The 12,081-nt window shown below is 38.8% G+C and carries 8 protein-coding genes; 5 read left to right on the top strand and 3 right to left on the bottom strand.

What is annotated here, in order from left to right; all coding sequences use genetic code 11:
• Positions 1 to 163: 163 nt before the first annotated feature.
• The 4 genes from WG906_RS16760 to gcvP all read left to right on the top strand — a co-directional run bounded on the left by WG906_RS16760 (position 164) and on the right by gcvP (position 7,537).
• Positions 164 to 2,611, top strand: coding sequence for a DUF5686 and carboxypeptidase regulatory-like domain-containing protein (locus tag WG906_RS16760; protein ID WP_339993994.1), 2,448 nt, complete (start codon positions 164 to 166; stop codon positions 2,609 to 2,611).
• A gap of 83 nt (positions 2,612 to 2,694) precedes the next feature.
• The gene (gene trhO / locus WG906_RS16755) at positions 2,695 to 3,645 is read left to right on the top strand and encodes an oxygen-dependent tRNA uridine(34) hydroxylase TrhO (protein WP_339993993.1); all 951 of its coding nucleotides are present in this window, start codon (positions 2,695 to 2,697) and stop codon (positions 3,643 to 3,645) included.
• 42 nt (positions 3,646 to 3,687) lie between these two features.
• The gene (locus WG906_RS16750) at positions 3,688 to 4,413 is read left to right on the top strand and encodes a pyridoxine 5'-phosphate synthase (RefSeq protein WP_339993992.1); all 726 of its coding nucleotides are present in this window, start codon (positions 3,688 to 3,690) and stop codon (positions 4,411 to 4,413) included.
• 235 nt (positions 4,414 to 4,648) lie between these two features.
• Positions 4,649 to 7,537 (top strand): aminomethyl-transferring glycine dehydrogenase, encoded by a 2,889-nt coding sequence (gcvP, locus tag WG906_RS16745; protein ID WP_339993991.1) that lies wholly within the window; start codon positions 4,649 to 4,651, stop codon positions 7,535 to 7,537.
• An 89-nt stretch (positions 7,538 to 7,626) separates the two neighbouring features.
• Here the strand turns inward: gcvP and can are convergent, their stop codons facing one another.
• From can to WG906_RS16730, 3 genes are all read right to left on the bottom strand, one after another.
• Positions 7,627 to 8,352 carry a carbonate dehydratase gene (can, locus tag WG906_RS16740; RefSeq protein ID WP_339993990.1) on the bottom strand — a complete coding sequence of 242 codons (726 nt, stop codon included), beginning with the start codon at positions 8,350 to 8,352 and terminating at the stop codon, positions 7,627 to 7,629.
• Entirely contained in the window at positions 8,336 to 9,958 is a 1,623-nt protein-coding gene (locus WG906_RS16735) for a SulP family inorganic anion transporter (RefSeq protein ID WP_339993989.1), read from the bottom strand. The genes can and WG906_RS16735 overlap by 17 nt, the downstream gene beginning before the upstream one ends.
• 76 nt (positions 9,959 to 10,034) lie before the next feature.
• Positions 10,035 to 10,364, bottom strand: coding sequence for a hypothetical protein (locus WG906_RS16730; protein ID WP_339993988.1), 330 nt, complete (start codon positions 10,362 to 10,364; stop codon positions 10,035 to 10,037).
• 161 nt (positions 10,365 to 10,525) lie between these two features.
• Between WG906_RS16730 and WG906_RS16725 the strand changes: the two genes are divergently transcribed.
• On the top strand, positions 10,526 to 12,079 hold the full coding sequence (locus WG906_RS16725; protein WP_339993987.1) for an acyl-CoA carboxylase subunit beta: 1,554 nt from the start codon (positions 10,526 to 10,528) through the stop codon (positions 12,077 to 12,079).
• Positions 12,080 to 12,081: the final 2 nt, after the last annotated feature.

The following is a 12,081-nucleotide window of genomic DNA, read 5'->3' as shown; positions in this document are numbered from 1 at the left end:
TAGTGAGTAATAGAGAACAAATACTTATTTTTTTTATTAACCATTGTCATCCTGAAACCCACATATCTTATATATACTTGTTTTAAAATAAAAAACGTTATATTAATATACAAATAAACAATTCAATTAAAGCCTGCGTTTTTATACTGTTCTGTTCCATTTAATGTTAAAAAAAAGAGCTCTATTTATTTTTCTATTTCTTCTTTCTAAAGCATTTGCTCAGGAGCCCATTATGGTAACGGGGAAAATCACTGACACGGAGGGCAATCCGGTAGCCTTTACTTCTGTATTTATAAAAAACGGGAGTAATAGTACCATGGCCAATCAAAACGGAGAATATAAAATTGCTCTTTTGCCAGGTAAACACATAATGGTTTTCAGGTTCGTCGGGTATAAGCAGGAGCAAATTCAGTTCGAAGCAAAAAAAGGAGTAATTGTTAATGCGGTTCTCGAAAAAGAAAGATTTGTTTTGAATGAGGTGAAAATCTCAGTAAAAAAGCGTGAAGATCCTGCAAATGGGCTGATAAGAAAAGTTATAGCAAAGCGAATAGTCTTAAGATCGACACCTTCCTACATATGTGATGTGTATACTAAAGGAGTTCAAAAACTTGTTGGAGCTCCCAAAAAGATTCTCGGCCAGGATGTCGCACAAGCACTAAACCTGGATTCTAATAGGCATGGTATTTTATACCAGTCTGAAACGAAATCCAAATTTTACTTTAGTTATCCAAACGTTAAAGAGGTAATGGAAGCCTCCAAAATTGCCGGCGACAAAGAAGGGTTCAGCTTTAACCGTGCTTTAGATCTTCAGATAAATCTTTATGACAACCTTCTTCAATGGGGGCCTTTGGGTAACCAAAGTTATGTATCTCCGGTTGCCGACAATGCATTTGATTATTACAGCTTTCAACTTGAAGGATCCAGTGTCCAAAATGGTCACACTATTTATAAAATAAAAATCAGCCCTAAAAACCGTTTCGACCCTGTTTTCAGCGGCCATATATATCTTGTCGAAGGCGACTGGCGACTGTATAGCGTCGATTTAATGATTACAGAAGAGTCCCGCATTAATTTTGTCGACACGTTAAAAATCAGTCAGAATTTTATTGAAGTTGGAAAGACTTATTGGCTGCCTTCAGACATTACGTTTAAATTTAAGGGAAAGGTTCTGGGTTTTAAATTTGAAGGGTATTTTACCGGCTTGTACAGCAATTATTACATTAATCCGTCCTTTCCGGATAATTTCTTTAAAGATGAAATAATGAAGGTGCCTGCAGATGTAAATAAAAAGGATAACTATTACTGGGTAAAAAACCGTCCCGTTCCTCTTACATTCGAAGAGGATATAAATTACAGACTTAAAGATACTGCTGAAGCCAGAGTCTCCTCTCCCGAGATTTTAGATTCACTACAAAAAGAGAGAAATAAATTCCGGCCTGTTAAGTTTCTGTTTAGTGGTTACACACTGCACAATTATGCTAAAAATAGCTACTGGCATTTCAATTCGATAAACAGAACCATTTTTTACAATACTGTAGAGGGTTGGGCAATCGATATAAAACCGCATTACCGAAAGGATTTTTCGTTAAAACGCTCTATTGATATAAAACCAAGGTTTCGATACGGATTTAGCAGTAAAACATTTAATACGAATATTGAAATAAACTATCTGAGAGACACCTTACATCATGAGAACTTTACTTTAAACGTCGGAAGTGATTATCTCGATTTGAATAATAAGGGTACTATTAATTTATTCTATAATACATTAACAACACTATTTGACGGCAAAAACTTCCTGAAACTTTATAAAGCAAACTTTTTTGCGTTAAGTGCACAGCGTGAAATTACAGATGGATTACTGGTAACGGGAGGAACAGAAATTGCAAGAAGATACCCCTTAAGAAATGCATCACACAAACCGATTTTTGATAATGCAGCTAAAATATTAACATCTAATAACCCCTTAAATCCGGAGATGGATGAAAACATCTTTCCTGTTAATAATGCTTTCAGCATAGAAGCAAAACTATCCTACACTTACGGACAGCGTTATACCACCAGACCGGATGGTAAAATTTATGAAAACGCCAGATATCCGACAATAAAACTAAACTATAGAAAAGGGATCCCAAATATTCTTAACTCCGCAGTAGATTATGATTTCATTTCTGCGGATCTGTTCCAGGACAAAGTTAAAACCGGCCTGTACGGTTATAGCTCATTCTATTTGTCTGCAGGAAAATTTATAAACACTAATTCGTTATTTTATCCTGACATCAAACACTTTACGGGAAATCAGACCGCGGTATATAATCCTATTTTTCCGAATTTTCATTTTTTGGACTATTATGCCCACGCAACGAACGACAAATACTTTGAAGCTCATTTTGAACATAATTTCGTAGGATTGCTATTAAAGAAAATCCCCTTAATCAGAAAACTAAAACTTGAAGAAATAATTGGGGGAGCCTATCTAACACAACCGATGAACAACTACAGGGAAGTTTACTTTGGATTACAAAGATTGATTGTCAGGGCCGATTTTGGTTGGTCATGGACGCAAAAGGGGCAGCCATACAAGGCATTTCGTTTATTTTATGGCTTTTAGGTTAAAAAGCAAAAGCCGTTAAATCATCAAAAGTCATATCTTTGCACCGCATTTCACGCTGTTTGCAGCAGTATTAATGAATTATGAAAAGATACCAGACATTACTTTACTATTGTTACTCCACGATAGAAAATGCGGAGCAATTTGCCACAGATCACTTAAATTTTTGTAAATCTTTAGACTTGGTCGGCCGAATTATTGTCGCCGACGAAGGTTTGAACGGAACCGTTTCAGGAACTGTCGGATCTTGCAAGGCCTATATGGATTTCATTCAAAATGATCATCGTTTTGCATCTACAGAATTTAAGATTGACGATGTGGAGGAACCATCCTTCATCAAAATGCATTGCCGATACAAGTCCGAAATTGTGTATTCCGGTTTACGTGATCCTAATATTATTGACCCTAAAAAGAAAACAGGTGTTCATTTAGAACCCAAGGATTTCTTAGAGATGAAAGACAGGGATGATGTGGTTATTCTGGATGTACGTTCAAACTACGAGCATTCATTAGGTAAATTCAAAAATGCGATAACCCTGGACATTGAAAATTTTCGTGATTTCCCTGCCAAAATAAATGAACTGGCCCAGTATAAAGATAAAAAAATCCTGACCTATTGCACTGGTGGAATTAAATGTGAAAAGGCTTCTGCCTTGCTTTTACACGAAGGTTTTAAAGACGTTTATCAATTACACGGCGGAATAATTAAATACGGAAAGGAAGCTGAAGGAAAAGATTTTGAAGGCCAGTGTTATGTATTTGATAACCGGGTTGCTGTTGAGGTTAATAAAGTAAATCCTAAAGTTATTTCAACGTGCTATAATTGCGGGCAGACTACCGCTAAAATGATCAACTGCGCGAATCCGGAATGCAATGAGCATTTTACTCAATGTGATAATTGTGGTTGGGATTTAGACGGATGCTGCTGTGAAACCTGCAAGGATCATCCGCGGAAGCGACCTTATGATGGTACGGGATATTATGTTAAAGTTCCTCAACCGGTAAATACCAGCAAAAAAGTATATTCAAAATAATTCATTAGCCCCGACTCACAAGTTAACTATTGAACATTTCCAATGACAAAGCTATCGGTAAACATCAATAAAATCGCAACGCTCAGAAATTCACGTGGAGGCAATAACCCTGATCTGGTAAAAACTGCGCTCGACTGTGAAAGATTTGGTGCTCAGGGTATAACCGTTCATCCCAGACCAGACGAAAGACACATTCGCTATCAGGATGTTCACGATTTAAAATCAGTTATCAAAACAGAATTTAACATTGAGGGAAATTGCGAGGAAAAGGCATTTGTTGATTTGGTATTAGCCAATAAACCAGCGCAGGTAACGCTCGTTCCTGACGCGTTAAATCAAATTACCTCTAATCATGGATGGGATACTATCTCCCACCAGGAATATTTAATGGACATTATTGCTCAATTTAAAGAGGCCGGAATTCGTGTTTCTATTTTTGTGGACCCCGACCCGAAAATGGTTGAGGGAGCCGCTGCAACCGGAACAGACAGAATAGAGTTATATACAGAGGCTTATGCACATCAATATTTTCAGGATAGGGAAAAAGCTATCGCCCCTTATATTGAAGCCGCATCGGTGGCAAACCAATTGGGTTTGGGCTTAAATGCAGGGCATGATTTGGATTTACATAATCTTAAATACTTCGCGCTTAATATCCCTAACCTTCTGGAGGTAAGTATTGGCCATGCACTAATTTGCGACGCGCTTTACCTCGGGTTAGAGCACACTATCAAAAAGTATTTACAACAACTTTCAGATGCTTCTTAGAACCATCCGAAAATTAGAATCTTTTTTCAATGCCACTCTGCCGATACTGTAAAAAATCGGCGTCTATAGCAATAAAAGGATTCGCAGTTAATTCCAAATATAGTTTTTGGTATAAGACCGTAATCCCGTACTTATAATTGTCAACTAAATATAGTTTTTTCCACATACTACCCTCACGCTTCGGCAAAAAGGCTTATTTTCTTACCTTTGCGCTACCCAAAATTCTTCAATTTCAATGAGTTTAAATATAGATTTCCAGGAAAAGTTCGAATCCCGTCACATTGCTCCCGATAATACCGACACCGATGCAATGCTGCAAACAATAGGAGTTGCAACTCTTGATGAATTAATAGAACAAACTGTTCCTCAGAAGATCCGTTTAAAACAGGCGCTGAACTTACCGTCTCCTAAAAGCGAAATCGATTATTTAACCGGTTTAAAAATTGTCGCTTCTAAAAACAAAGTGTACAAATCATATATCGGTCAGGGTTATTACGACACTCTTGTTCCTCCTGTTATTTTAAGAAATATTTTTGAGAATCCGGGATGGTACACTCAATACACACCATACCAGGCGGAAATATCACAGGGGCGTTTACAAGCTCTTTTGAACTTCCAAACTATGGTTATCGACTTAACCGGAATGGAAATTGCCAATGCTTCATTACTTGATGAAGGCACTGCTGCCGCGGAAGCCATGTTTATGCAATACAGCTTACGCAAAAATCAGCAGGCAAAAACATTCTTCGTATCCGAAGAACTTTTCCCTCAAACTATCGACATATTGAAAACCCGTTCCGCTCCTTACGGAATAGAACTTCAAATCGGTAATCATCAAACAGTTGAATTATCTGACAATATGTTTGGTGCTATTGTTCAGTACCCGGCTGCAGAAGGAAGTGTTTACAATTATTCTGATTTTGCGAATAAGGCACACGAAAAAGGCATTAAACTTACAGTAGTCGCAGATATTCTCAGCCTTGTATTATTAACTCCTCCTGGAGAATGGGGGGCAGATATAGTAGTAGGCACCACGCAACGTTTTGGTGTTCCGATGGGCTTTGGGGGTCCTCATGCCGCATATTTCGCTACAAAGGAAGAATATAAACGCAGTATGCCCGGACGCATAATTGGAGTTAGTATCGATTCCGCCGGTAATTATGCTTTAAGAATGGCGCTTCAAACCCGCGAACAACATATCCGTCGCGATAAAGCAACTTCAAATATTTGCACAGCTCAGGCTCTGCTTGCAATTATGGCTGGTATGTATGCCGCTTACCATGGTAAAGATGGTTTAAAAGCTATAGCTGAGCGGGTTCACGGATTAACAATATTCCTTTCAGAGGCTCTTGAAACTTTAGGCTATATACAAGAAAACAAAACTTTCTTTGACACCATTAAATTAGATCTTGGCGATTTAGCGAATCCGATTCACGGACAAGCAATTAACAACGAGATGAATTTTCATTACTCGGGCTCAAAAATCACCATCTCCTTAGATGAAACTACAAATTTAGAAGATGTACTAAACATTATCAGGGTGTTTGCCAGAGTCAAAGCTAAAAGTATTGACGATATTAATATCGATACTTTAAAAGCTTCTCTTGAAGCAAGAATTTCTCCGGAACTACTGCGCAGCTCTGATTTCCTGACCCACCCAGTTTTCAACACGCACCATTCAGAACACGAAATGTTGCGTTATATCAAATCATTAGAAAATAAAGATTTGTCCCTTTGTCATTCCATGATTCCGCTGGGTTCATGCACGATGAAACTGAATGCTACCACTGAAATGATTCCTGTTACCTGGCCTGAATTCAGTAAACTCCACCCCTTTGCACCTTTGGATCAAACGGGAGGTTATATGCAGCTTTTTGATGAATTAAACAGATGGCTGAGCGAAATCACAGGCTTTGCAGCAATGAGCCTTCAGCCAAACTCTGGTGCCCAAGGTGAATATGCCGGTTTAATGGTGATTCGTGCATATCATCAAAGCCGGGGTGAAGGCGAACGAAATATTGCTTTGATACCTGCGTCTGCTCATGGAACTAATCCGGCTTCTGCTGCCATGGCAGGAATGAAAGTTATTGTGGTTAAATGTGATGTAAACGGCAATATTGATTTAGCAGACCTAAAAGCCAGAGCCGAAGAACATAAGGATTATTTATCCTGCTTAATGGTGACTTATCCATCAACTCATGGAGTTTTTGAAGAATCCATTATTGAAGTTTGCAATATCATCCATGAAAATGGCGGCCAGGTTTATATGGATGGCGCAAATATGAATGCACAGGTTGGCTTAACCAGCCCCGCTGCTATTGGCGCTGACGTTTGTCACCTTAACCTTCATAAAACCTTTTGTATTCCGCACGGCGGCGGCGGGCCGGGCATGGGACCAATTGGAGTTGCAAAACACCTTGTGCCTTTCTTACCAGGGCATCCGGTTGTGGATATCAGTAATGAAAAATCTATTCATGCGGTTTCTTCAGCCCCTTGGGGATCAGCTTCTATACTGATAATCTCTCACGCGTACATAGCAATGATGGGTTCTGAAGGCTTAACAAACGCTACGAGATACGCTGTATTGAATGCAAATTATATAAAAGCAAGATTAGAACAACAATATCCAATTTTATATGCAGGAAGTAACGGACGTTGCGCTCACGAAATGATTTTGGATTGCCGTGCATTTAAAAACTTTGGCATAGAGGTAACTGATATTGCCAAGCGATTGATGGATTATGGTTTTCATGCCCCTACTGTTTCCTTCCCGGTTCCCGGGACTTTAATGATAGAGCCTACCGAGTCGGAACCTAAACATGAATTGGATCGCTTTTGTGATGCCATGACTGCTATAAGATCCGAAATCGCAGCAATTGAAAATGGCAGCATGGACAAATTGAACAATCCATTAAAAAATGCTCCGCATACTGCCGCTGTAATAGCAAGCTCAGAATGGGGCAAAGATTATAGTCGCGAACAGGCAGCCTTTCCTCTGCCCTACGTTTCCGAACGTAAGTTCTGGCCATCAGTAGGAAGAGTTAACGACACACATGGCGACAGAACATTAATTTGCTCTTGTCCTCCATTGGAAGCTTATGCTGAAGAAGCTTTGACGAATTAATAATTGTGATAATCTTACATTAAAGCAAAACGGCTGTTCTATTATAGACCAGCCGTTTTGCTTTAAAATTAGCGTATTAAAAAATTTACTTATTTAGTTTCTATTGACTGAATACTATCCAGGGCAAACACCTTTCCCAGATTGTCAGAATTGCTGCAGCTAACATTCATATCTTTTACCAAACCTGTGCTAATATCAATTACCCAACCGTGTATTTCCAGGTTCGGGCGCTCCTTCCATGCATTTTGAACTATTGTTGTTTTGCAAATGTTATATACCTGCTCAATAACATTCAGTTCTACCAAACGGTTAGCCCTGGCAGTCACATCCGTTATTAAATCCAGTTCGTGACTGTGTATACGATAAACATCTTTGATATGGCGCAACCAGTTATCAATCAATCCAAATTGTTTGTTCCCCATTGCAGCCATGATCCCACCACATCCGTAATGTCCGGCAACTATTACATGTTTTACTTTTAATACATTAACAGCGTAATCTAAAACGCTGAGCATGTTCATGTCCGAATGAACACAAACATTGGCAATATTTCTATGCACAAATACCTGTCCTGGCTTTGTTCCGGTTAATGCATTCGCAGGAACGCGGCTATCAGAACATCCAATCCAAAGCATATCAGGATTTTGCCCGGCAGCAAGCTTTTTGAAAAATTCCGGATCCTCCTGAAGTGTGGTGTCTACAAAATTTCTGTTTCCCTGAAGTAACTGCTCATAGGTACGCTGTTGAATTACTTTTACTTCTTCAGCAGTTTGATTTGTGTTGGTATTATTTATTTTACTATTGTTTGATGTCATTATATTCAGAAATTTCTGGTTTATAAATTAATTCATTAAGCTTAGGTATATCATACCTGTCTTTTATATTCACTAACTCCACAATTATAGCTTTTGTAAAAGCACTATGTTTAAAGTTGTGAATCACTTCCAATACATCCGGGTCTATATACCGGCAATTCGTACCATCAATTTTGACATTTGTTTCCTGGGGCAAATGTGTCAGCGTATACTGAATGGCAGCTTTATTTAAAAATGACACTTCTTCGGCCAGTTTTATTTCAATTACTTTCTTATCTCCGTAAGAACCGATTTTATAAAAGTATGGATTACGCAGGTTATTTCTTAAGATAAAGTAAACCGACACCAGCATTCCTAACGCGACGCCTTTCAACAGATCGGTAAAAACCACAGCTAAAACGGTAACCACAAATGGAACGAACTGACTATATCCGTTTTTCCACATTTTTGCAAATAATCCAATCTTAGCCAGTTTATAACCTGTTATTAAAAGTATTGCCGCCAGGCACGATAGCGGAATCAAATTTATTACTTTGGGTATAACTAATAAAGCTACCAATAACCATATTCCATGAAATATGGCACTCATTTTTGTTCTTCCCCCCGCACTTACGTTAGCAGATGAACGAACAATTACGGCCGTCATCGGTAAACCGCCCAATAATCCACTTGTCATATTACCAATACCCTGCGCAAGTAATTCCCTGTTTGTGGGAGAAACTCTTTTTATCGGATCAATTTTATCTACGGCTTCTAGGCTCAATAAAGTTTCAATACTTGCAACTATTGCAATGGTAACCGCTACAATCCATACATCTTTATTTCCAATTTGAGAGAAGTCGGGTGAAATGAAAAGATTGGTAAATTCATTAAATGACCCAACAACAGGTATAGTTACAAGATGCTCTGCTTTAATAGCAAACGCAGAACCCATAAATAATTGGTTCAGTATTATCCCCACAACCACTACTATTAAAGCTGCAGGTATCCCGCTCAACTTTTTAATCTTAGGCCAATAAATTAGGATTAATAACGATACAGCACTAATGATGAAAGCTCCATAGCTAATTCCCCCCAAAGCGTTTGTTATCGCAGAGAAAGTATTTTCACTATCCGCCTGCTTAAAACTTTCATTTCCCTGGTAATCAGAATCATAGCCAATTGCGTGAGGTATTTGCTTCAGGATAAGAATAATCCCGATTGCGGCCAGCATTCCTTCAATTACGGATGATGGGAAATAATTTGCAATGGTTCCGGCTTTAATAAAACTTAAAATCAACTGAAAAGCTCCTGCTAGAACTATTGCGAGTAAAAAAGTTGGATACGAGCCCAGTTGGGCGATTGCCGAAAAAACAATAACTGTTAAACCCGCTGCCGGACCACTAACACTAAGCTGTGAGCCACTACACGAAGCCACAACCACTCCTCCTATAATCCCGGTCAATAGACCGGCAAATAAAGGTGCACCTGATGCTAAAGCAATGCCCAGACATAGAGGCAGTGCAACCAAAAACACAACAATGCTAGCTGGTAAATCCCTTTTTAAATTCTTCTTTAAAAAATATTTGCCAAAACCAGACGACGCAGACACATAATTCGCTGCCATAAATACATACGTTAATTGAATAATTAATTAATACTAAAAGAGCCTTAATAAACGAACTAAGGAATGGGATTAATTATTAAACGTTAGGAGGAGGAGTAGCTACTGGTGGGTAGAAAGCCTGAACATGCTTATCATGATCAGCGCTAATCATTGATGTTAAAATAAGCTGTATCGGATGCACCAATGCGAAGCCAAAATTACTTAATGTAAAATATTCCTTGACGGTTGTTTCTTTTACATCATTAGTTTTAGCATTATTTTCGATCTCCAGCTGCATTATGACGGCATTTACCGTTTTCTTATCACAATGAGAAAGAATTAGGGGTGCCACAGAAATCACCATCTTAATTGTAAAGATGGCTAAAAAAAGAATACTGAAAATTATTTTACACTTCTCTTTTTTCATTCTGTGATAAATGCAAAAATAACAAACTTAAAAGATAATTCTGGCAATAACATCATTTTTACAAAAGTTAATAATTTCAACTCTTCTAACTATCCTGTTTTCTAAATCCAAATACATCATCAACATATATTCAGTACTTTGCTTATTCTATTTTATAAATCGTGAAAAATAAATTAAATCAACTTACCGAAAAACGTAAAGAAGCCATTCTTGGAGGTGGTCTGAACAGAATCGAGAGTCAGCATAATAAAGGAAAACTAACGGCACGCGAACGTCTGCATTTTCTTTTAGACGAGAATTCTTTTGAAGAAATAGGAATGCTGGTAACACATCGGTCCACCGATTTTGGCATGGAAAAAGAAAAATATCCGGGCGATGGAGTAGTTACAGGGTATGGAACAATAAGCGGGCGTTTGGTTTATGTTTTCTCTCAGGATTTTACAGTTTTTGGTGGCTCTTTATCAGAAACGCATGCCGAAAAAATCTGCAAGATCATGGACCTTGCTATTAAAAACGGAGCACCAATGATTGGGTTAAACGATTCGGGAGGTGCAAGAATTCAGGAAGGAGTGGTATCTCTCGGGGGTTATGCCGATATCTTCTACAGAAATACGCTAGCCTCTGGTGTCATTCCGCAAATCTCGGCCATTATGGGTCCATGTGCTGGCGGAGCCGTTTATTCTCCGGCAATTACCGATTTTATTTTAATGGTAGAACATACCTCCTATATGTTTGTAACGGGCCCAAACGTGGTAAAAACAGTTACACACGAAGAAGTGAGTTCAGAAGAACTGGGAGGTGCTTCTACTCATGCCATTAAATCCGGTGTAACTCATTTCGCCTGCAGCAACGAAATTGAGGCCATTGAAAATATAAAAAAACTTTTAAGCTATTTACCGCAAAACTGCGAAGATCCGGCCCCCTCCCTGCATTATGAGTCGAGTAAGGAAATCGGAAATGAAAAAAGACAAGAACTAAATAATCTCTTACCTGAGAATGCCAACCAGCCTTACGATATCAGGGATGTGATAAAACAGCTTGCAGATCAGGATACATTTTTTGAGGTGCATAAAGACTTCGCAGAAAACATAGTTGTAGGGTTTGCACGAATTGCCGGAAGAAGTATCGGTGTGGTGGCTAATCAGCCCGCTTTTTTAGCCGGAGTCCTCGATATTAAGGCCTCAACTAAAGGTGCTCGTTTCGTCCGTTTCTGCGATTGTTTCAATATCCCGATACTGGTATTGGAAGATGTACCGGGCTTTCTACCCGGAACGGATCAGGAGTGGAATGGAATTATAGTAAACGGAGCAAAGCTTTTGTATGCCTTCTGCGAGGCCACTGTGCCACGTATTACCGTAATAACCCGAAAGGCCTATGGAGGGGCCTATGACGTAATGAATTCGAAACACATTGGAGCCGATATGAATTATGCCTGGCCAAGTGCCGAAATTGCAGTTATGGGAGCAAAAGGTGCCGCAGAAATCATCTTTAAGAAAGAAATTGCGTCAGTAGAAGATCATAATGCCAGGTGGCTGGAAAAAGAAAAGGAATATTCGGATATTTTTGCGAACCCTTACAGAGCAGCAGAAAGAGGTTTTATAGATGAAGTGATCGAACCATCAGAAACACGGATAAAGCTTATCAAAGCTTTTAACATGCTTCAGAATAAAGTGGTAAATCATCCAAGAAAAAAACACGGAAATATTCCTCTTTAATT

It is taken from the genome of Pedobacter superstes, from assembly GCF_037622515.1.
GTDB lineage: Bacteria > Bacteroidota > Bacteroidia > Sphingobacteriales > Sphingobacteriaceae > Paradesertivirga > Paradesertivirga superstes.
The sequence above is the reverse complement of the archived record's forward strand: the minus strand, read 5'-3'. Positions and strand labels throughout refer to the sequence as shown.

Coding starts and splice junctions, on each gene's coding strand:
- WG906_RS16750 (WP_339993992.1), top strand. CDS start 3,688: ATGACAAAGCTATCGGTAAACATCAATAAAATCGCAACGCTCAGAAAT.
- trhO (WP_339993993.1), top strand. CDS start 2,695: ATGAAAAGATACCAGACATTACTTTACTATTGTTACTCCACGATAGAA.
- WG906_RS16760 (WP_339993994.1), top strand. CDS start 164: ATGTTAAAAAAAAGAGCTCTATTTATTTTTCTATTTCTTCTTTCTAAA.
- can (WP_339993990.1), bottom strand. CDS start 8,352: ATGACATCAAACAATAGTAAAATAAATAATACCAACACAAATCAAACT.
- gcvP (WP_339993991.1), top strand. CDS start 4,649: ATGAGTTTAAATATAGATTTCCAGGAAAAGTTCGAATCCCGTCACATT.
- WG906_RS16730 (WP_339993988.1), bottom strand. CDS start 10,364: ATGAAAAAAGAGAAGTGTAAAATAATTTTCAGTATTCTTTTTTTAGCC.
- WG906_RS16735 (WP_339993989.1), bottom strand. CDS start 9,958: ATGGCAGCGAATTATGTGTCTGCGTCGTCTGGTTTTGGCAAATATTTT.